Origin of the sequence: Corynebacterium sp. HMSC068G04 (genome assembly GCF_001814885.1) — a bacterium.
GTDB lineage: Bacteria > Actinomycetota > Actinomycetes > Mycobacteriales > Mycobacteriaceae > Corynebacterium > Corynebacterium hiratae.
On the sequence record NZ_KV818293.1, the window covers coordinates 16864 to 38463 of the forward strand.

General features: G+C 52.2%; 15 protein-coding genes. 13 read left to right on the plus strand and 2 right to left on the minus strand.

What is annotated here, in order from left to right; genetic code table 11:
• Nucleotides 1-5 precede the first annotated feature (5 nt).
• Nucleotides 6-1406, plus strand: a complete 1401-nt coding sequence (locus HMPREF2993_RS01345) for a glycosyltransferase (RefSeq protein ID WP_070700603.1) — start codon at nt 6-8, stop codon at nt 1404-1406.
• A gap of 9 nt (nt 1407-1415) precedes the next feature.
• Here the strand turns inward: HMPREF2993_RS01345 and HMPREF2993_RS01350 are convergent, their stop codons facing one another.
• Nucleotides 1416-2303 (minus strand): hypothetical protein, encoded by an 888-nt coding sequence (locus tag HMPREF2993_RS01350; protein ID WP_070700606.1) that lies wholly within the window; start codon nt 2301-2303, stop codon nt 1416-1418.
• Nucleotides 2304-2494: 191 nt separating this feature from the next.
• Between HMPREF2993_RS01350 and wecC the strand changes: the two genes are divergently transcribed.
• The 11 genes from wecC (at nt 2495) to HMPREF2993_RS01405 (ending at nt 19823) form a co-directional block, all read left to right on the plus strand.
• Nucleotides 2495-3760, plus strand: coding sequence for a UDP-N-acetyl-D-mannosamine dehydrogenase (gene wecC, locus HMPREF2993_RS01355; protein ID WP_070700609.1), 1266 nt, complete (start codon nt 2495-2497; stop codon nt 3758-3760).
• Between the two features lie 68 nt (nt 3761-3828).
• Nucleotides 3829-5136 (plus strand): glycosyltransferase family 4 protein, encoded by a 1308-nt coding sequence (locus HMPREF2993_RS01360; RefSeq protein ID WP_070515490.1) that lies wholly within the window; start codon nt 3829-3831, stop codon nt 5134-5136.
• A 21-nt stretch (nt 5137-5157) separates the two neighbouring features.
• Nucleotides 5158-5742 (plus strand): hypothetical protein, encoded by a 585-nt coding sequence (locus tag HMPREF2993_RS01365; RefSeq protein ID WP_070515487.1) that lies wholly within the window; start codon nt 5158-5160, stop codon nt 5740-5742.
• Nucleotides 5739-7829, plus strand: a complete 2091-nt coding sequence (locus HMPREF2993_RS01370) for a glycosyltransferase (RefSeq protein WP_070515484.1) — start codon at nt 5739-5741, stop codon at nt 7827-7829. The genes HMPREF2993_RS01365 and HMPREF2993_RS01370 overlap by 4 nt, the downstream gene beginning before the upstream one ends.
• A 78-nt stretch (nt 7830-7907) precedes the next feature.
• A complete protein-coding gene (locus HMPREF2993_RS01375; protein WP_070515481.1) occupies nt 7908-8840 on the plus strand; it encodes an ABC transporter permease in 933 nt (310 codons plus the stop codon).
• Nucleotides 8824-9771 carry an ABC transporter ATP-binding protein gene (locus HMPREF2993_RS12945; protein WP_083318670.1) on the plus strand — a complete coding sequence of 316 codons (948 nt, stop codon included), beginning with the start codon at nt 8824-8826 and terminating at the stop codon, nt 9769-9771. The genes HMPREF2993_RS01375 and HMPREF2993_RS12945 overlap by 17 nt, the downstream gene beginning before the upstream one ends.
• Before the next feature lie 102 nt (nt 9772-9873).
• Complete coding sequence (locus HMPREF2993_RS01385; RefSeq protein WP_070515479.1) at nt 9874-10788, plus strand: hypothetical protein; 915 nt, start codon at nt 9874-9876, stop codon at nt 10786-10788.
• A complete protein-coding gene (locus tag HMPREF2993_RS01390; RefSeq protein ID WP_070515476.1) occupies nt 10785-12968 on the plus strand; it encodes a glycosyltransferase in 2184 nt (727 codons plus the stop codon). The genes HMPREF2993_RS01385 and HMPREF2993_RS01390 overlap by 4 nt, the downstream gene beginning before the upstream one ends.
• Before the next feature lie 159 nt (nt 12969-13127).
• Entirely contained in the window at nt 13128-15662 is a 2535-nt protein-coding gene (locus HMPREF2993_RS01395) for a glycosyltransferase family protein (RefSeq protein ID WP_070700613.1), read from the plus strand.
• Between the two features lie 12 nt (nt 15663-15674).
• Nucleotides 15675-17627, plus strand: coding sequence for a glycosyltransferase (locus HMPREF2993_RS01400; RefSeq protein WP_070700615.1), 1953 nt, complete (start codon nt 15675-15677; stop codon nt 17625-17627).
• Between the two features lie 399 nt (nt 17628-18026).
• On the plus strand, nt 18027-19823 hold the full coding sequence (locus tag HMPREF2993_RS01405; RefSeq protein ID WP_141758239.1) for a heparinase II/III domain-containing protein: 1797 nt from the start codon (nt 18027-18029) through the stop codon (nt 19821-19823).
• Here the strand turns inward: HMPREF2993_RS01405 and HMPREF2993_RS01410 are convergent.
• On the minus strand, nt 19810-21177 hold the full coding sequence (locus HMPREF2993_RS01410) for a sialidase family protein (RefSeq protein ID WP_070700620.1): 1368 nt from the start codon (nt 21175-21177) through the stop codon (nt 19810-19812). The two genes, HMPREF2993_RS01405 and HMPREF2993_RS01410, sit on opposite strands and share 14 nt — an antisense overlap.
• A gap of 176 nt (nt 21178-21353) precedes the next feature.
• Here HMPREF2993_RS01410 and HMPREF2993_RS13345 point away from each other — a divergent pair.
• A partial coding sequence (locus tag HMPREF2993_RS13345; protein WP_246822307.1) for a sugar phosphate nucleotidyltransferase occupies nt 21354-21600 on the plus strand: 247 nt, incomplete at its 3' end.

Here is a 21600-nt window from a genome sequence, read left to right on the forward strand (position 1 = left end):
TCTTCATGTTCGTTGGACACACTCGCTTTAGTCTCTTCGTGCCCGATTCGGCGTCATGGCGTGCGAGTAACGAACAGACTGGATTCTCGGAAGGCGAGTACCGCGACTACCTCTACGATGATGCACGCCTGTCGTTGCGCACGGATATTTTCCTCAACCATACCGTGCCAACACTTGCGAAAGCCGCCGAAGGCTTCGACGTGAAGCACGTTGTCTCCTTCTCTAAATCCTTGCCGCAGAAGTTCAAGGCGCAACTAAAGGAGGCAGTGGACAAGTTCGATGTCTTGCACCTCGATGAGCTTCCTGATGGTGATAGCGGATGGACTGCAGTGCGCCGCTACGTCCAAGGAATTGGGTTTAAGGGCACGTTTGGGCGCTACCGGCTAGATGACGATGACGTCTTGTCCGCTCACTATTTCCAAACCACAGCGCCCTATATCAAGCCCGAGTTTGAAGGCATGCTCGTTAGCATGCCGCTCGGCATCGAGGCGGTCTATGCAGATGGTCAATTCTTCCACCTGCGCGAAGCCCACACACCTATGAACTCGATGGGCCTCATGTCCGTCTGCGCTGTGAAGGAAGACGGCACCGTCGTGGAACCCCAAAGCGGGCCGCACGATAAATCAGACCGATATGCGCCAGTGATTTTGGACGCCTCCCAGGTAGGCTACTTGCGCGCGATCCACGCGGGCCAGGACAATGCCATGCGCCATGAGCCCGGCGTGGTCATGGCACGCCTCATGGAGAACATGGCGGCGTTCCCACCATTTACGGATGTCGCTGCCCTTGAAGCATCCTTTCCCACGGTGGCCAAGCAGATGCAGAATACAAGCACGCCGCTGAGCATTGATGAAACCGTTGGCAGTGGCCAGCACTACCTTCTTCAGCCCACCAGCGGGGACGTCAGCTTTGTTATCCACGGAGAGTCAGAGTGGGAACTTGATAATGAGCTCCTTGTGAGCCTGTGGGTCGAGGATTCCCGTGGTCGGCGCGTTCCCTCCTACAAGACGGTCGAAGGGTTTGCTGCCTCAAATAACCCGAGCATCGGACATTTCGCGCACGTTCCCACGGAGAGCGGAACTTTTCAAACCTTGGTGAGCCTACATTTGGAGCACGGCTACGTCCTTCGTGGCTTCCGTATTCTGGCACAAAGCGAGCGAGCCGAAGGGGTCCAGGTCAAAAAACTGGTCATGCAACAGCGAGGCGGGAAAGCACGCTTCGTCAGCACTGAGGACTGGGAATCAGCTCGAAGTCAAGGTGTGCGTGGACTAGTTGCCCAAGCCATCGACAGCGTCTATCAGAACCGGACCAGTATCGTGGCTAACATGCGCAGCGTTCTCGGGGAGGACCGTTCCAACAAAGTCATCGCGCGCTTGGACCAGCTGAACAAGAAGCTACGCAACTAGGCGGCGGCCCTAGTCTGAGCTGGCAAACATCTCGTCCTCGAAGAGGCGCTCCCAATCCCCAGCTAGTGATGCTGCGTAGCCGAGAATTCCGGTGAGAAGCATTTGTGGGGCAGGTGCATGACCTTCACCCCAATCCCCGAGGAGAAGCCTCCACTGCTGTGAGCGCTCAGCCACTGCCTGGGACCACGGAAGGTAATGCTGGGTGTAGTGAAGCTCATCATCCTCGTTTTGAAGGTAAGCCACGTAGTTCCCAAAACCCTTGCCGTATTCAGTAACCAAGTCGAAGGTCATGGTGGTCTCGGAAAGCTTCCGGCTACTCCAACATTTCTTGCGGTACGCCTTTACCTGCGGCTCAAGGTAGCGTCCAATATGGGTTTGAGGGTTTGACACTACGGCTAATGAACCGGGGAAGCGGCGCGAGAAATACAGCGCGGCAAAGCCGCCGGCTGATGCGCCGAAGAAGATTGCCTTCTTGCCCAGCTCCCCGACAGGTGCATCAGGATGGAAGCTGGCGAAGATATGCGATAGGCACGAAGTAAGGTCCTCCTGAAATGGGCGTGATTCATCACCTGTGAACCACCCAATACTTGCGCCCCGATCAAGCGAGGGATCGGAGATATACACCAAGTTGGCATCAATGCCTTCGACCATCTGCTTCCCAATGAAGACTGGGAGAGAGGTCTTCGCTGGGTTGATGGCCGCGTGAAACAGCACAATAGTGACATCGGCGCCACGATCCTCAACGAGCACATCCATGAATGCAGCGCCGTAGCGAATCGAAATGGCCTCAGCTTCTTCGGAAGAGCTGGCGGGCACGGGTGAGTAGAGAAACTCCTCTACGGAATCGAAAAAAGTAGTTGAAGCGCCGTAGCGCGCATAGTTTCTCCTCAGAGCCATAGTCCGTCAGCTTATCGTGCCGAGGCGCCATGAGGCATTTTTGCGGGCAGCGGGCATAGCCCCATCCATTGAAACTAACCGGAGGGAAGTCAAAAACCTGTGATTGATTTTTCTATTAGTGAGGCTGGCTCGTTTGTCTTACGGCTCCCCGTGCTACCGTTGACTGAGCACAGTAGCGAGAAAGGTAAAAGATGGCGCCTCAGGAAAATGCTGCCAATGGCTTTGACAAAGTTTGCGTTGTAGGCCTCGGATATATCGGTCTGCCTACGGCAGCTTTTATCGCCTCAAAAGGCGTTAAAGTCGTCGGTGTTGACATAAATGAGCGTTTTGTCAAGCTTATCAATGAAGGCACGGTGCCGTTCTTTGAGCCGGGTTTCGAAGAACTTCTGACCAAGGTAGTGGGGGAAGGAAACCTCGTCGCGCAAGCTGAGCAGGTCGAAGCCGACGCTTACATTGTTTGCGTGCCAACACCTTTCCAGGACAATCACAAGGTAGATACCAAGTACATTCGTGCTGCTTCTGAGGCGCTTGCGCCGCACCTTCGTCCTGGCGCGCTTGTCGTCCTGGAATCGACCTCACCTCCGGGCACTACTGAGGATATGGCGAAGCACCTCATTGAGCTTCGACCAGATCTGTCCCTTAACGATGAAGATGACAACGCCATCTTCGTAGCTCACTGCCCAGAGCGAGTTCTTCCGGGTCAGATCATGGAAGAAATGGAAAACAATGACCGTGTTATCGGTGGTTTGACCCCCAAGGGCACCGAGCTTGCTCGTGATCTGTACGCAACTTTCTGTACAGCAGAACTTCTTATGACCAACGCCACGACCGCAGAGATGGCAAAGCTTACGGAGAACTCCTTCCGTGACGTCAACATTGCGTTCGCTAATGAGCTATCCCTGATTTGCGACCGTTTGGGGATTGATGTCTGGGAGCTCATCGAGCTGGCGAACCACCACCCGCGCGTGAACATCCTGCAGCCGGGGCCAGGCGTTGGCGGTCACTGCATCGCGGTTGACCCGTGGTTCATTGTGTCGGCGGCACCAGAGGAAGCAAAGCTCATTAAACTGGCACGTGATGTCAATGATGGCAAGCCGGAGTGGGTTATTGAGCAAGTTGTCAAGGCTCTTGAGGGCAAGGAGAAGCCGGTTGTGGCGGCTCTCGGCATTGCTTTTAAGAATGACATCGATGATCTGCGTGAGTCTCCGTCCCTTGAGATTGTGAAGCGCCTCGGTGTGGATAACCCAGAGCTCGATATCCGGGTCGTTGAGCCGAATGTCAATGAACTCCCCGCTGTTCTCTCGAACATTTCCAACCTGACAAAGCAGGACACGAAGGAAGCTATTGCGGCTGCTGAAGTAGTTCTCCTCCTCGTTAACCACAAGGAGTTTGTCAATCTCGATCAGTCTGTGCTGGAAGACAAGACTGTTATTGATACCAAGGGTATTTGGCGTTGAAGAAACATCTTGTGCGGTCCAACTGTAAGCCCGCGCAGGATGTCGACACTTAGGAAGAACGGCGTAGAATGCGGATTCTAGTCCTCTCCCAGTACTGGGCCCCAGAGAACGGCGTGCCGCAGCGACGGTGGTCGTGGCTGACAAAGATCCTTGTCGAGGCTGGGCATGAGGTGGCTGTGATTGCGCCTCCACCTCACTACCAACGTCAAATCCGTTTGAAGCAGTGGCTGTCTAAAGACGCCATCCTTGGCTGCCGCCGAGCTGAGCAAGGAAACTCTGGTGAGCAGATCTTCCGTTCGGGATTCTTCCCGGCTGGTTCTACCCTGACGCGCCGAATATTAAACCAAGCCTCAGTCGCAACTTCGATGCTGGCAATGCAGGTGACGCACCGGAAGCAAATTCAAGAGATTTCTCCTGATCTGATCATCGGCACCGTCCCTGCTCTTCCAACATCGGTGGTCACCATGCTGGTCGCACGGCATCTTGGAGCTCCTTACATTGTGGATCTTCGCGATGCATGGCCGGAGCTTCTGCGTGAGAAAGATGACTGGAACTCCGGAACGGGCAGGCGCTCGATTCGCGAGGTGGTCTTGAGCAAAGGCCCCTTCCAAGTCTTGACCGCTCTTACAGAGAAAGCCATGATGCGCGCGTTGACTGATGCCAATGGAATAATCACGACTTCCAAGGACTTAGCAACGCACTTGGGCGCCACAATGCCTGAAAAGCGGGGCGGCCGTGAACGTGTTATCCGCACCGTCCGTAATGTGTTTCCGCCAAAGACCAAGTATGTGGCCGCTGATATGAGCAGAATACAGCGGGATGATCTCCATGTCCTTTACGCTGGCACGGTGGGGCGTGCACAACGCATCGATAATGCAGTCAGAGCGGTAAAAATTGCCCAGGATCGCGGTTATAAGGTGCGGTTACGTATCGTCGGCGACGGCGCTGCGTGGCTTGCTGTTAGGAACTTGATTCAAGAAACAGGGGCTGACGCCACCATCGAGCATCGCTATCCCGCAGAGGGACTAGAAGAGTTTTATGACTGGGCAGACACGGCCTTGGTCCATCTCACTTCATGGGAGCCCCTAACACGCACGGTGCCTTCCAAGACCTATGAGTTGATGTCGGTTGGTCTCCACATTAGTGGTGTAGTGCAAGGAGAAGCAGCCGCTTTGGTTGAGAGACTTGAAGCAGGGCATGTTGTGGATCCTGATGATCCAGAAGCTCTGGCAAGCATGTGGATAAGCCTCATGGAAGACCGCTCGAAGCTTCACGTATCCGCGCGTGGACGTGAATGGGTTGCCAAACAACGCGATGAAGCCGTTCCACATGTCATTCGGGAGATCGTAACGAGCGTCATTTCGGAAAAGAACTAGCAGGGCAAGGACAACGTGCCGATGAGAATTGGATCCCTTGATGATTACAAGCCCGCCGATACCGATTATGCAGTGCTCCTGTGCTCTTCAAAGCAGATCCAGCCCTTACCCGCCAGCCATGGGACGGTGGTGTTTTGCTTCAGCGAGGAGGAACTCGGTCAGGCGGTCAATATGCCGGTGGTGCTTGCCGACGTTCCCGCTGCTCAAGCAATTCCAATTCTCGCTCGACTAATCCAGGATAGGAGAGTAGTCGAATACTGGGCGCCGCGCTCAGCAGTGGACAACCTCCGTGGCCTAGTTGATAGCGATGACGTAGTGAGCGAAGATCTAGGCGTCTCGGGATTGCATATTTCCGAAAGGTGGATTCATCTCAGAGTGGAGGGATCAGTTGGTACGTCCCGGCCCTCCGATGATTTTCTTCGGGGACTTTCCGCGCCTCTTACGCTGTCCAATGACGGCCCGCGTGACCAGGGACCATCCCCCGATGCCCCGACGCTCCGAGCACTAGTGATCTCACGCGTTGCGACCTTGGCCAAGCCAGTCAAGCAATTCCTACCAAGTTCTGTGGTGGTGTCGCTGTACAAAATGTTGGAGAAGATCCGATGAGCATCAATCTCCCAGGAATAAGTGTCATCATTCCTTCCTATGCGAATGATTCAACCAACACTGCAGGCTCGGGCCTGACTGCGGCGCTCGCTTCGCTTTCGAATCAAACCTTAAGCACCGATCTCTTCGAGGTCTTAGTCGTCTTCAACGGGCCAGCAGCACTAGATATAGAACCGGATCTGGCAGATCAGTTCCCGCAGCTCAACCTACGGGTACTACGGACCAAAGCCGCCGGCGCTGGCCGCGCCCGCAACCTTGGTATTACAAGTGCTGGTCGCCGTTTCGTTACCTTTCTCGATGACGATGACGCCCTTCAACCTCGATTCCTAGAGACGGGGTTAGAGCATGCCCGCAATGGCGCTTGTGTGCTTCTGCCGATCCTCGATAAGGGACATGATGGTTCCCTTCAAGAGAATTCGCTCAACGCGCGTATATCAACACTTCGCGGAACCACCGTTCCAGTGGCGAGAGCGCCGTGGGCACTGGGCTTTAACGCCTGCAAGGTATTCCCCACGGATCTGGCCCAACGCTATCGCTATGAGGAATCGCTGCGCTCGGGTGAGGACGTCGCCTACTTTGCACACTTGCTCGAAGAATCAGGACTCGTGTTCAACGTTCCAGCAGCACCAAGTAGCTCATCGTATTTGAGAACCATCCGACATGATTCTGTGTCGCGCCAAGCCGAGAGCTTTGATTTCAACGTAACGCAGCGCCTCGAATGTATTGCACAGCTCCGAGAAATTCGTGAGGTTGACTCTAAGCAGCAGGCCCTTCAGAAGCTTGAGGACGCCCAATTCGGATTCCTCGAGACTTACCTACGCGCCCATCCCACAGATGTTCAGCGGGCCATCGACACTGCCGTAGATATTGGTGTTTCTGGTTTGCGCTGGGGCGGTTTGCGTACCGAAAAAGCGAATCGACTAGTGTTCTCCTACTGTTTCCCGCCCTTCGCAGACACGTCGGCCAACGTGACAGCAAAAGTGATTCGGAATGATGCGGAGCTTGTTGACGTCTTCTATGCAAATATGGGGCGCGTGCGCGGTCGCGATGATTCGACAAAGCTCATCGTCGATCCTTACCTTGTTCATGCTGAAGAGCTCGATGTCGTCGCCTCTTTTGCACACTGGGGTGCTATCTGTTCTTATGCGCGACAAGCTGCGAGGAAAGCCGCCAAACGTGCGAAGGCCTACGGTCCCTATAAATCGATGTATTCACGCGCTCTTTGGTCTGGTTCTCATGTGGCTGCGGCTCTTTTTAAAGACAACCACCCTGAGACACGATGGGAGGCGGAGTTTTCTGATCCACTCTGCATTGGCGTAGATGGAAAGCCTCGGCCAGGAAAGCTCACTAGGGGATTGACCACTCACAAGCTTAAGACGATGGTCACGCGATCCGATTGGCCGAATATCTCGTATGCCACTCACTTTGAGCTGACTGAATTATTAACACTGCTGTACGCCGACGAAGTCATCTTCACTAATTCCAATCAGCAACAGGTCATGCTGGAGCGTTATCCCACCAGCTTCGAAGAGTTCGTCCGCGCTAAGTCGACGATTCGGCACCACGCAGAGCCGACAAAAGAGATGTATCAGCTCGTGGAGGCGGACTATGCCCTCGATTCAGATCGCATCAATATCGGTTACTTTGGCAACTTCTATGCCAACCGCGGAATCGGTGACGTTCTAACCGCGCTCCAAGACCATCCGGTGCGGAATCAGTTCCGGCTTCACATCTTTACCGCAGCGCCCGAAAAACTTCGTCGTCAACTGTGGAATCATCCCGCAGCCGAATGCCTTTGCATAAACGGGTATATGCCGTACCTCGAATTCCTTAACGTTTCCACTCGTTTCGACGCTCTCGTTGTTAACGACACCAACACAGTGGGTACAGCGTTGAGTCTTAACCCATTCCTTCCCTCGAAGTATGCTGACTACGTCGGTAGTGGGGCAGCTGTGTGGGGTGTCATCGTAGAGGGCTCGCCTCTGTCAAGGCTTCCACTTGACTTCACTTCGCAGGCGGGTGACGTTGAACAAGCCCGTGGCGTTCTCGACGAACTTCTTAGACAGACTGAGTACAATTCCCTGTAGCAATTCTCAGCGTCCTCAGCGAAGCTCGTGACTTATATGGACGTTCGAACACAATAGATCTGGAAGGGCTGATTCATATTGGCACGCCACAAATGGCGCGGTTCCAAGACTTCGCAGCGAGGAGTCGAAGAGCTCAATGCCCAGGTAGCGCGACATGAAGGCCGCGTACAAATAGTCAACCCTGAAGGTCTCCATCCGCTGGCTACTCGCCCGACCCTTGGAGAGTACATTTCGCAGTTGGCAGCCCGTCGGCATTTTATCGCCGCAGATGCACGCGCCAAGGCGCTGCGCACAACACGGGATTATCGTCTTTGGCAGCTGTGGCTTGTGCTAAATCCCTTGTTTGATGTCGCACTCTATGGTTTTCTCTTCGGACTTCTCCTCAAGACCTCTCGAGGCGTCGAGAATTTCATCGGATTTCTCTTTATTGGGATTATCTTCATGTCCATGATTACAGGACTCATGAGTTCTGGAATCGGGCTTATGCAGTCATCACGCTCGATGATCCGTGCGTTCCAATTCCCAAGGGCATCTATACCGTTTTCCACCGTGCTTCGATCGATGATTGATAACGTTTTACCGGCTATCGTCGCGCTGACAGCTGCCTTTCTCTTTCAGTGGGGAACGTGGCCCTCGTGGACGGTTTTTCTCGTGGTACCGCTCTTTCTTTTGATCCATGTTTTTGGATGCGGTCTAATGATGATCACTGCTCGCCTTACCGCTCAGGTTCCAGAGGCTAAGACCGTTTTGGGACTTGTGATTAGCGGTTTGTTTTTCCTGTCGGGCGTGATGTTTTCGGTGGATAGGTTTGCTGAACACTCAGCTATTCACCAGATAATGTCAGCTAACCCTTGTTATATGTTTCTTACTGCAGTCCGAGACTGTTCGATTTACCGAACCGTGCCTAGCCTTGAAACTTGGGGAGAGCTTATCGCGTGGAGCATAGGCGCTTTCGTGGTCGGATTTATCTTTTTTTGGAGAGCGGAGGATAAATATGTTCGACTCGTCTAAGTTGCCGGCTGAACCTGGTGAGTATTTTGAAGCAAAGAGAAAAACTGGAGAATCGCGATCGCAGGAAGACCCCACGACTTCAGTGGTAACGGAGCCGGACCCGGACATCAACTACATTGAGCGGGCAAACGTCGTTGTCGATAATGTATCGAAGCGATACGTTATTAGTCAGGGGCGTTCGTCAGACGCCAGCATGACGCGGGCAGGGCGTGGGAAAACAGTTGTCGATGCGTTGGTTGATGCTTCACTGATTGCTTTGCCAAGTGAATCGATCGGAATTATCGGGCTTAACGGTTCAGGAAAATCAACCTTGCTTAGTTTGATTTCCGGTGGATTGGCCCCAACCTCTGGGCGAATTCTCACGCGTTCACAGCCTACACTTATGGGAGTGTCGCCTGCACTCCAACCTGACCTTTCAGGGGAACACAACATTTACCTGGGGTGCCTTGCTCTTGGGATGAGCCCGAAAGACGCGAAAGATCAGATCGGGGAGATCGCATCGTGGACTGAATTGGGTGACGCGATTAAACGCCCAATGAAGACCTATTCATCGGGAATGTCTGCGCGTCTGTCTTTCGCGATTTCAACAGCTGTGCGGCCCGAAATCTTAATGATTGACGAAGCCCTTTCAACGGGCGATGCTGCATTCGGAGCGAAGGCTTCTGCACGCATGGAAGAGCTTTTAGGGAGAGCAGGAAACCTTTTTCTGGTTTCGCATGCACTTGGCGAGATTGAGCGAAATTGTAATCGTGCTATTTGGATTTCGAAAGGTCGTATTATCGCAGACGGCCCCACTGATGCTGTCGCACCCCAGTACCGAGAATGGGCTAAATTAATGGGGCGAGAGAATAAGAATCCTGCTCACGCGTACTTGGAAGAGCTGAAACAAAGCTATAAGGCACCTCTTATCTTGTTGGAAAAAGCATTATGATGCGCGAACACTGCGTCGAAGAATTAAGGGATAGGCATCGAAAACACTCGATTACTGAGATAGAAGCTGGGTTAAAGCGAGTTGTGGGAACGAGGATGAGAAATGGTTGACTTTTTCCGACGGGGACGAGGGCTGACAGTACTTTGCGCTGCAATCGTTGGTTCTCTGGCTTTCTCAATTTTTGTTGACAGTGGTTACCTTCATAAATTTCTTCTTTTAGCTTCTTTAGTATTGGGGTTTTTTCTAGCTGCGCTATGGATTTCCTCAATCAAGAAAGCGGAAGGGATTGACCGCGCCATTCTTCGTCGCGTGCGGCAGTTAGAACAGATGAGTGCGGATTTGCTTGCTCACGACAACTCAAGACAGCAAGGTAGCCAGAAAAAGGTCCTAGATGCTTTGAATTCTCGGAGTGGTCTCACCGGTGATCTGGAACGCGGTGGGGGCGTCGACAATGAAGGGCTGTTTTTCGCGCCCAAAGCTGTTCCTGCATCAAGAATAGTAGGGCGTCCTGCAGCGCAGCGGGCCGGGCGAATCGCAGCGGAGCAGGAGATGGAAAGCGATGGTTCTGCTGTTCTGAGGGCGCTTTGGGGGGCAGACAAAGCTGCAAGGAAGAGGCGGATAGAACTAGTCGGTTCTACAGTTTTAGAAGAAGGACTATGCGGACTTGGGCGCGTCAAACGGTTTATGGCTCCTCATGAACTTGGTGAACCCGACCCGCTGACTGCTTACCTAGTTATCGAAGAGGCAGCGCTAGGAAATGGGCTTTGGTCGGGTGTGCTAAATACACAAGGTACTGCCAATTTTCTGACTCTTTCGAAATACATTCGCGAATCAAAACTCGCCGGGGTTCTTGTGATTGTTGTTGAATCTTCGAGTCAAGAGCATTTTTCCAACGAGCTGAGAAATATGGCAACTGTAGTCGTTAAAGATGGGAAGCCGCAATGGGAGTGGGAGAAAGACCTTAGCCTTCCCGTCGTTTCACTGATCGCGGAGGTTTCAGGAAAGGGAACCAAATGAAGTCTGTCGTAGTTTATGGGGACGTCAACGCCAATGTGATTGATGGATCCTCAATCTGGCTTGTTTCGATTACAAATGTTCTCTCTCGTATTTTCAATCATGTTCACTTAGTCCTGAAATGTCAGATTGTCGATAAGACACTTCTCCAATCGCTCGAGGGCATCAAGAATGTAACTATTCATGAGCCCGGTTCTGGGACGGATGAAATGGGTATGATCCCTGGAGAAGCCGTAAAATCTATCCAGCGTGTCGTCGAAGAATTCTCTTCACCCGCTATTGTTGCTCGTGGCTTCAACATTTGTCATGAGATCAGTCAGTCGCAATCCCTTGCCTCGCTTTTGTGGGCGTACGTTACTGATATTCCTTATCCTCCGACCAAGCTTTCAGACACCAATGCTTCTCGACTAAGGAGAATATCCACTACCGCTAGGAAAGTATTTGCGCAAACGGAAGCGGCTCGGTCATATTTGGAAGCCATAGTTCCTGAAGCTGCAGGTAAAGTTGTCTTGATGCCTCCAATGATTCCCGATGAGGCATTCTTGCCCATCAATGATTCTGTTGATCGATGCTTGCACCAAAGGCCTTTGCGGATAGTTTATGCAGGAAAGCTGGCGCGTGAGTGGCGAACCTTGGAGATGCTTCAGCTTCCTAAGGAGCTTGCCAAACTGAATGTCGAAGCCGTGCTGGAAGTGGTCGGGGCAAAAATTAATTATGACTCTAAAGAGCCCGCTTGGGCGGACACTATGCTGCATGCGCTTGAGGAAGCAGATTCTGACGAGTCTAGTGGTGTGAAGTGGCTAGGAGCTCTACCCCGTAGTGAATCGATGGAGCACATCCGCAAAGCTGATTTAGGTTTTGGATGGAGAACTGCTGCTCTAGATTCAAGTTTGGAAATTTCGACGAAGGCCTTAGAATACGGCGCAGCGGGTACTGTTCCTTTGGTGAATCGTACCGAGGAGCATTGTGCGCTATGGGGTGCTGAATATCCATTTTTTGTTGACGCTGGCGATTCGATTTCAGATGTAGCAAAAAGTTTAGTTTTCGCACTGCCGAAGCTAGCCGAAGCACAGGAGACAGCACGTAGAGCGAGTGAGCATTTCTCGATGGCGGCTGCTGCAAAACGCTTAAACCATTCATTTGCACGTGCAATTGGCAGTCCGCATTCCGAGGGGCAAAGCGAGACACGGCCTTTGCGGGTAGTTGTGGCTTCCCATGACTTGAAATTCATGGGTGAGTTGATGGAGCACTTGAAGGAGTCTCGCAGGTACGAAGTAAGGCAAGATCCTTGGGAGACACTACACAAACATGATGAGACTTTGAGCCGCGAGTTGGCAGACTGGGCCGATATAGTGTTTTGCGAGTGGGCTGGGCCCGCTTTGGGATGGTATTCACAGAATATAGCGCCTACCACGCGACTTATTTCAAGGCTTCATCGATTTGAACTAAACGGTCCTTGGATGAAGCAAGTTCGGTGGGAAAATGTGACCTCTATGGTATTCGTTTCCGAATGGGTGCGACGAACCGCGTTAGAGAAGTTTGGTATGGACGGCGTAAAGACGTTCGTCATTCCGAACGTAATCGATCTTGATGATTTTGACCGCCCTAAGGTGCGCAACGCTGAGTTTACTCTTGGGATGGTGGGGTATGTTCCCTTCTTGAAACGTCCTGACAGGGCTCTTCAATTACTCGAAAAGCTAGTCGAAGTAGACCCTCGATACACGCTTCGGTTTAAAGGAAGGTTCCCGTGGGAATACCCACACGTGTGGAACGATCCAGTGCAAAAGCAGTTATACCTCGAATTCTTTGATCGACTATCTTCCTCGCAAATCCTGAAGGAGCGCGTGGCCTTCGACGGCTTTACTGCAGACGTAGCTTCCTGGTTCCGTGGGGTCGGATATATTTTGTCGCCAAGTGAGTTAGAGAGTTTCCATCTCGCCGCAGCAGAAGGGATGGCAAGCCGATGTATCCCGTTACTATGGGAACGAGAAGGCGTCCACGATGTGTTCGGTCCGTTCGCCAGCGATTTAAAAGAGCCCAACCAAATAGAAACTATACTGGCAAGTCAGAAGTTCCAGGACTTTAAGGCCCTTGGAAACGAGGCACGTAGTTACGCTTCGCAATGGGATACGGCAGTTGTTCTTTCCCAATGGGATAGGGTCTTCCTAGAAGAAAATCCGTAAGCAAAGCTGGATACCGGTTGGAGTAGAGCTTATTCTTCTTTGAACATTGAAAAATGCGAGTGAGCTCTGGAGCTTTTCCCACTGGTTGCTGGAAAGTTCTCCCAGTGGAAGAATGATCCGAGAATGTACGCCGTGAATCATAGAATGACAAGCTAGAACGTGAAGAAACCAAAATTTTTTATAATGACAGTCGGGATGTTCGTTTCCGGGGCAATCCTGTTGCTTTTGGCGGCTCTTATGGGGCGTGCAGAGTCAAACTTAACTTTGACATTCGCTCTTGCGGTTCTTGGTGGAGTCGCAGTCGCTGGCGGCATCGTGTCTTACGTGACGCGACAAGAACGGCAGAACCAGCGTACCAATACGAAGCTCTTGCAGTTGTGGCAAGCTGACAAGACCCTGCAGGCATGTGCATCTGAAAGCATCAAGGCCACAAACGCTACCAGCACCAAGATCAATGAGTTAAGTCGAGCTCAACGAGAAGCCGATGTGCTGACAGTGACAGACGCGACCCAAATGATAAAGAATGCCCAAACGGGCATCGACGCAAAGCTTGCCGAGATTAGCAAGAGCAACGAACAAGCAGAGAAACTGCTTAGGCATCTATCGCAGAGCTTGGTGGGAGACGAAGGCGGAATAGATTTCGCGAATCAGACCTATGCAGCTTCACATGTGGCTGCGCGGAACAAGCGCAAAGATCGCACCATTTTTAGTGACCAACACCGAGTTGACGAAATTCAGGTAGTCCGTCGATCGTCCAAACATACGGTTCGCAAACTCAGTTTGACGATCGCTTCCAACCTGCCTTCCTATGACTTTATTGAGCTGGAGACAAGTCCGCTTAAACTCTCCCTGCCAGTTGAAAGGTGTGAACGTGCCGATATCCAGATTACGGTCGGGGCGATTAATGGTTTGGTTGAGCGGCGAGCCGGTGTTTTGGCCGTAACTGCTTACGATGACCAGGGCGAACGTATCGATCATCGCCTTTTGAATAGCTATAGTGACAAATTTGGCTACTTCTCATACTTGGCGGCGAACGGTGAGAGAAATGAGAATCGGGTATCGGTGTCTGTTCCTGCCCAAGCGCATGTTCTCAAATTGGAGCTACATCGGTGGTCGGGAACGGTCGAAGTGTGCAACGAAGTTCAGATAGACGTCACTGAGCAAAACTCGTCGTGGGCTTTTCAGCGCAAGGCTAGCGACGTAAAGGTGGCTGCAATCTTGGACGAGTTTTCTAGCAATTGCTTCCGATATGAGTGCGACATGATTTCACTCTTGCCGGATAAATGGCACGAACAATTGGACGATTTTCAGCCAGACCTATTCCTTTGTGAATCCGCTTGGAGTGGCGCAGACTCAGAGAGACGTCCTTGGAAAGGTCGCGTGTATTCGTCTTCGAATTTCAAGTCGGAAAACCGGAAAGAACTCTTGTCAATTCTTGAATACTGCAAGAGTCGCGGTATTCCAACAGTATTTTGGAACAAAGAAGATCCATCGCACTATGATGACAAGCGTCATAATTTCGTGGATACAGCTTTACGATTTGACCATGTCTTTACTACAGATCTTGGATCGGTCAATCGGTATAGGAAAGAATACGGCCATCCAAGCGTGCATGTCCTCCCGTTTGCTGTCCAACCGCGACTTTTCAATCCGATTGAAATAGCCGAGCGCAAAAAGGCAGTGAATTTCGCTGGTGGGTGGTATTCAAATCACGGCGCGCGATGTGAGGCAATGAACCGTATGTTTAGTGCAGTTAATTCTTCGGAATACGAGCTGCAGATCTTCGATCGATTCTACGGTGGTAAAGATGAAAGCCATTTTTATCCTGAAGAGTTCAGCAGCTACATTAAGCCCTCTGTTCCCAATGATCGTGTCGCAGAGGTCTACAAGGGTTCCGAGATCGGTATGACGATTAACACCGAGACGAAATCACCAACTATGTTTGCACGGCGCATTTTTGAATTGATGGCTTGTAACACCTACGTGGTGTCTAACTTCTCGGAAGGTGTACATGAGTTCTTCGGAGACGATGTTCTATACCTTGACCGAGATCCGCATGGCCTCAAACGCTTGTCATCCGAGCAGATGAAAGCAAGCAAGAGAAGGAATCTCATAAAGGTTCTTGAAAAACACACATACCGTCAACGCTTCGAGCAGATCCTTGATACCGCGAAAGTTGCTTATCGGAAGCATAGTAGCGATGGTGCGGTTATTGTTTCTACATCCTCCTTGGATGCGGGGCAAAGAGTTTTCGAAGGACTTAGCTCCCTAGACAACTGGAAAGGCCCAAAGGTGATTCTCCTTGATAAGAACATCGATAACCTCGCCTATGCTGATGCGTTGACTAACTGGAATAGAGACGGTATTCGAGTTGTATACGAGAAACTGCTTCTGAATGGGGAGTGTGCGATTAGTGAACTATTCGATGATTCTGAGTTTGGTGTTTTGGTGAGCTCAGCTGAATTTTTGGAGATGGGCTTGGACACTGAGGTGGTTGGAGAAATGGCTTTGCACAGTCAGTACATCGATCTGCCGATCATTTCAGAAGGATCGATGACTCACGAAAGCTCAGAGCCTAGGTATCGAATAGTCCCTACGTCTGCAGAGAATTCACTTCTCGTCTCGGAACTGAGTTTATCGGCTGTCTTGGCCGGTCGAGCCAAGGATAAAGCTGTTCAGGCTTACAGCGTTTAAGACAGGATCAAAATGGAACCGTTATTGAGTGTAATCGTCCCTAGCTACAACGTCAGCAGCAAGATCTTTGAGTGTTTTTCATCGCTTGATGATCTTAATAATCGAGTGGAAAGACTTGAAGTCATATTTGTTGACGACAAGTCTACGGACGATACTTACGAAAAGGTCTTAGATTTTTCCTCCACGCGCGAATGGGTATCGTGTATCCAGCTTCCAGTCAATACGGGGACTCCCTCGGTTCCTCGCAACGAGGCTTTGAAGAAAGCAAGAGGAACGTACGTATTCCACTTGGATTCGGATGACATGATTCTGCCGGACGGAATCCTAGCCGAGATTGCGATTGCGGAGCGGACTCAGGCTGATGTGGTTCGCGCGCCTCTACTGAGATTTGACGGCCGAAGTGAATTGAAGATGAATGTCATTCCTGAGTGGGATGAAACCATGCCTCGTATCGAGAGAGTGCGGAAAGTAGTCCGTTTCCACAGCACTACAGTCTGCGGTCTATACCGCCGTAAGTTTCTTGAGGACGAGGGCATCCAGTGGCCGTCGGATCTACGCCTGGCTGAAGATGCGATCTTCTTGTATAGGGCTTTGATTAAGGCTAATGTGCAATACTCTTCTGAGCCTGACTTCCGTTATAACACGGTAAAAGTCGGTGCTAACACTTCGAGTACACAGCAGTATCAAAAGCGGGAGTTAGACAACCACTTGTCGGCGTGGCGTCGTTCCACCGATATTCTTTCGAAGATTGGTATAGATTACTTTGGGCTCCGAGGGCAAGTCGCTCTCCAGGCGGCTTTCCAGAACATGATTAGGTTCAACCGTGGGGGATTCGCGGAAGAGGATTTCCGCAGGCTTAGCCTCTTTCTTAACGAATTTGAGCCTCAGGTTCGAGCGTTTACGTATGGTCCTCGGTTTGCTCAGCTTAGAGATTTTGTATTAGATGGGAAATATTCCGAGTTTCAGGAAGCTATCAAGATTCGCTTGCTGATTGCCGGCTACGATTTGCGGTTTATCCTGCCTGCAATTCCCGAACTGTCAAGATATTATCAAGTCTGTGTTGATGAATGGTCCGGTCATGATTCGCACGACGAAGCGAAGAGCCGTCGCCTGCTTGAATGGGCTGACTCAATCCACTGCGAATGGATGTTAGGCAATGCGGTGTGGTATTCCAAGAATAAGAGCCCACGTCAGTCATTGGCGATACGTCTCCACAGGTTTGAAACCACGAAGGATTACGGTAATCAGCTCGATAGAAGCTCCGTTGACAAGGTCATTACTATTGCCCCTGGCATGTTTGAAGAGACGCAGACAGTCTTTAAATTTGACCGTGAAATAGTTACCTATGTTCCTAACTATATTCAAACGACTGAATATGTGACTAGCTCGGATCCGTCGAAGGTATTCAACCTTGTGATGGTCGGAAGCATCCCGATTCGAAAAGGATACAGGAGAGCTTTAGAGCTTTTAAGGCAACTCAAGGAAGTGGATCCGCGCTATTCTTTGACGGTTTTTGGGCGCCGTCCAGATGAGTTGGGATGGGTGATCAATGATCCAGCAGAGCGAGAGTATTTCGCAGAGTGCGAGAGGTTCGTCGAGACGAATGGCCTCAGTTCTTCGGTCCACTTCGAAGGTTGGGTGGATACCAAGACGGAATTAGCAGACAAGGGGTTTGTGCTATCCCTAAGCGACGCGGAAGGCTCTCATGTTGCAGCAGCGGAGGGGTTCGCTGCATCGAACATAACCCTGCTTCGTCCCTGGGCTGGTGCTGAATACATGTACCCAAACCAGTACATCTTTGAGTCTCTGGCAGATATGCGTGATTACGTTCTGGAATGCCGCGATTTCGAGGTGTTTCAGGCTAGAGCCAAAGACGGTGCAGTTTACGTGGAGGATCGGTACAGTATGGAACGCTTTATCGAGCTCTACACTACGACGATGCCGATCCCACACAGCGTCCCATAGTCCACGTCCCACTAATTGAGCTGAACTTTCTTCGCCGAGGCCGAATTAGTCTTCGTTTTGACTAGTCGGCCTCTTCGTACTTTAGATGTGACTTTTGGGACGCGTATGGCACTGATATCACCACATGGAGTTTCTTTAAGGGCCCTTTAAATATCGAGCTTCCTGTTCTTCTTTCTGGGCAGGTTTTCGCTAATCGCTGAATCTACTGCAGGCAGCACAGCACTATCAGTCATTCTAAGCGCCGTGGTAATGGTTAAAAATGCACGTTGTGGTGCGATCTGGTTGTTTGGATTATTGCTGTACTTTTGGGTCAACGGAAGCACTTGATTCCCGACTCCCCTGGGAATTCTAGGAAAACGGTTACGCCGTTCTTAATTTACAAGTTTGAAAAGGAAAATTGTGTCTTTCTATTCCGCTCCTAACCGTGGCCGTCCCATCGTGATTTCTGGCGGCTTAGGGCGTATCAACAAGGTGTCCCGCGTGTTAAACGGGATGATTGTGATCCACTCATATCCGGCGGTTTATTTTGAGCCTGAAGAGGCGTTCTGGCCCCAGATCGAGAAGCAGCGATTGCACCCGACAGTGCGTTTCTACTTGCACTCCTTGAACTGGATTGACTTCATAGTGGACCGTGCGGCGGAGCTTCCTGAGTCGGAGTGGACAGAGGAAGTTTCAACCGGCGCAGAGTTTGTATGGGCGGTGGCGTGGAATTGGTGGGAGATGAACCACGTCACGCCTGAGTGGAAAGACGATGAGTACGTTTGGGGCGGGCATGCGGTGGCGATTAGGGCGGCGTCGCTAAGCGCGCTTAGTGAAATCTTCCCTGAAGACGAATGGCTGCATGAGGCCATCGAGTATCACGGAAAGTGGCTAATGGAGCACTTTGATGGATACTGGAATCATGGGCTCTCCCAGGCACTGGCGTTGATGGTGGTAGGAGATAGGCTGAGTAATGAGTCGATGCTCACCACCGGTGCAGAGCGCGCAAAAGCTTGTCTTGAAGTAATGATCGACGAGGAAGGCGCCATTAATGAACAAGCGCCGGAATACGCGAATTATATTGAGAGGCTGCGTCAGACCGCTGTTGATGCCTTTGAGCTGTTTGGGGCACCGGGCGCAGATGCGCTGCGCGCGAAGAAGGAGCCGCTCGAAGAATTTATTGCGCATTCATTGACCCCAGGTGGCACATTCGTTGAAATTGGTGACTCAATGCCTCGGCGTCCGGAGTTCGTGCGAGGAGGGGCAGTGGAATTTGCACTATCGAATGGCGCGACTGGTGTGGAAATTCCACGAGTCAAGGTTTACGACGCAGGGTATGTATTTGGACGCTCAGGTTTTGGGCAACTCCGTTCAATAAACAAGGAAAGCTTCTTTTCCCTGCGCTTTGGGCCTGCTCGTGAGATACATGGGCATTTTGACCATTTGTCGCTGACGTTTTGGGACCGCGGCAGGAATGTCATTGTGGATGCTGGCCACCCCGGTTATGCGCGGGGGAAGATGCGTGATTACGCGCAGAGCCGGCAAGCGCACAATGTGCTTCTGGTGCGGGGAAAGGAACACAACCCCGAGGCAGCCTCACGGTTGGTGAGTCACCAGATTGAGGAAACGTGGTCTGCATTCGATTTGGAAGACACGGCGTGGGAGGGCCTGAAGTGGAAACGTAGCGCTTGCTTCGCGGACTGTGGCCCTTTTGTGGTTGCGGACAGTTTAGAGCCCACGCCGAAGGTGGAGTACGCAGAGCAACGCTGGAATGTGGCACCCGAGTTTGAGTACGTGGGATCCCAGTATGAAACCACCCGGTTTCGCTCTGTGGTTGACGGAACACAGTTGGTCTTTATCCGTTACGGAATTGAAGGGTCGCGCTACTTCGAGCACACCGACGTGAATATGGCACGGGGAGACCGCGAAGGGCTTCGCGGCATTGTCTTCCGCAATGAGCAACCCACGGACACGTGGACTGTGGGCTTTGGGCGCGCCACCCGAGACTTCGGGCTGCTCACAGCTGTTGTAGTGGCTGGGCCAGCGGAGAAGGTGGAGTACACCTTCAAGGACAGCGGGCACGGTAAGAGGGTGCTACGAATCGTTCGTGGGCCGCAGACCTATCTATTCGAGTATGACATCGAAGCACAGAGAGTGCGGGCACTCTCTGTGCCGATTGAGCGGGGATACGCCGACGGAGGGCTTACTCCACGCTGACGCGCTCCGCAACGGTACGGTTGATTCGCCAGTTAGCGCGACCTTCGCTGAAACCGGAGTAGTACAGCTCGAAGGTGAGGTCATCGCCGCTGCCGTGCGGGACGAGGGCGGATTTGTAAAGGTTGGGGTAGCCGGATTCCTCATGGGAGATGATCGGGGTATCTGAGCGCTTCCAATTGATGCCATCTTTGGAACGAAGCAGGTACAGGTTGCCCCTCTGGACAGTTTCGCTCGGGATAATGTGCACGAGGCCAATGTACTCACCGTTGTATCGCTGAACATCAATGTGCCACCAGCGCTCACCATTCGGTACGTAGGGATCGATCTTGGGGTACCGAGGAGCAGACCACGTCTTCAAATCGTCGCTTTCAAAGTAGATGATTCGGTTGGGCACACCGGCGCGGTTTGAAATGCCATGGAGACGCCAGCTTTCACCGGTCCAGATGAGGGCCTGGGACATAAACTGTGGCTCGCCCGACCAGATTTCTTCCCTTTCAGACCAGTGCACGCCGTCGGTGGACTTGGACAGGTAAATGCGATTGGTCGAGCGGTTCGGGCGGTCCACGGTGCGCCACGTCAGGTACATCTCACCACTCGGAGCCATGACGATCTGGGCATCAGAATTGTGCGGGTTGGGCCTGCCCAACTGGTCGTCAATGGGATTGGCCAAGCCTTCGGGGGACTGCCAGGTCCAGCCATCGTTGGACACGATGATGTTGGGGTCCTCGTCGGATTCGTTGCTGTCTGGATAAGGCGTCATAGCCATCCAGTACTTCCAGCCGTTCCAACCATTCTCAAAGTAAAGTACGGAGGGATGCGTGGCCTGTCCGCTGCCATCATGAGTTGGGAGGTTGAGCTGCGGTCCGCGCGGTGCAGCCCAAGCCCAGAGTGGTGCTTTATCCTCGCTGTTAGCGAGCCGGTCCTTGATGCCGGCAATGTGTTGCGCATAGCCGGGGGAAGGTTCGACGGACGTCGTCGGGGCCGCGGGAGCGCTCGTGGTCGGCTTAGCTGAGGTGGAGGGCTTTGCGCTGGTCGTTGGTGTGGCTGTGGTGCTCGGCTGTGTGGGGGTTGGCTTTTCTGTCGGTGTGGGAGCGGGCGTAGGACCTTGGGAAGAACCGATTCCTGGAAGGATGCCTGCAAGGAGCGCCAAACCGCCGATGCCAGCGGCAAGTGCCACTAGTGCTGTAATAGCTTGGCGTACTTGTTCCTCGTTGAACTGGGGAAGAGAAGACACGGGGAAGGACGGGAACTGCTGTGCCTGAGCAGGCGCAGGTGCGGAAACCTGCGCGGTAGTAAGCGAAGCGGTGAGGACAAGAGCTACGAGAGCTTTGCCGGTGCGAGATGGTCGGCGCATGAGAGATCCTTAGTGCATACGAATGAGACGACTTTGAAGTCTAGTCTGTAATGGTGCGGGGTGAGGTGATTTGATTTGGGGATCAGGGTGCATCGCTAAGCATGTGTGGCCGCAGGGTAACGACGTGGCACTATCCCAAAACAGTGGGTGGACGTGCTGTCCTCTAAGATTGACCTATGGCTAATTCCACTTCCGTCCGCACTGTTGTAGTCCCCGCAGCGGGTATGGGTACACGTTTCCTTCCTGCTACGAAGACTGTCCCGAAGGAATTGCTTCCGGTCGTGGACACTCCTGGCATTGAGATGATTGCCGAGGAGGCCGCGGGGGCTGGGGCAACGAGGCTGGCGATTGTTACCTCTCCTAACAAGGACGAGGTTATGCGGCACTTTGATGAGTTTCCTGAACTCGTGGAGATTCTGCGCG

Excerpts from the sequence above, each read along its gene's own strand:
- HMPREF2993_RS01410 (WP_070700620.1), bottom strand. The coding sequence starts at position 21,177 with ATGCGCCGACCATCTCGCACCGGCAAAGCTCTCGTAGCTCTTGTCCTC.
- wecC (WP_070700609.1), top strand. The coding sequence starts at position 2,495 with ATGGCGCCTCAGGAAAATGCTGCCAATGGCTTTGACAAAGTTTGCGTT.
- HMPREF2993_RS01385 (WP_070515479.1), top strand. The coding sequence starts at position 9,874 with ATGGTTGACTTTTTCCGACGGGGACGAGGGCTGACAGTACTTTGCGCT.
- HMPREF2993_RS01390 (WP_070515476.1), top strand. The coding sequence starts at position 10,785 with ATGAAGTCTGTCGTAGTTTATGGGGACGTCAACGCCAATGTGATTGAT.
- HMPREF2993_RS01365 (WP_070515487.1), top strand. The coding sequence starts at position 5,158 with ATGAGAATTGGATCCCTTGATGATTACAAGCCCGCCGATACCGATTAT.
- HMPREF2993_RS01350 (WP_070700606.1), bottom strand. The coding sequence starts at position 2,303 with ATGGCTCTGAGGAGAAACTATGCGCGCTACGGCGCTTCAACTACTTTT.
- HMPREF2993_RS01345 (WP_070700603.1), top strand. The coding sequence starts at position 6 with ATGTTCGTTGGACACACTCGCTTTAGTCTCTTCGTGCCCGATTCGGCG.
- HMPREF2993_RS01370 (WP_070515484.1), top strand. The coding sequence starts at position 5,739 with ATGAGCATCAATCTCCCAGGAATAAGTGTCATCATTCCTTCCTATGCG.
- HMPREF2993_RS01360 (WP_070515490.1), top strand. The coding sequence starts at position 3,829 with ATGCGGATTCTAGTCCTCTCCCAGTACTGGGCCCCAGAGAACGGCGTG.
- HMPREF2993_RS12945 (WP_083318670.1), top strand. The coding sequence starts at position 8,824 with ATGTTCGACTCGTCTAAGTTGCCGGCTGAACCTGGTGAGTATTTTGAA.
- HMPREF2993_RS01400 (WP_070700615.1), top strand. The coding sequence starts at position 15,675 with ATGGAACCGTTATTGAGTGTAATCGTCCCTAGCTACAACGTCAGCAGC.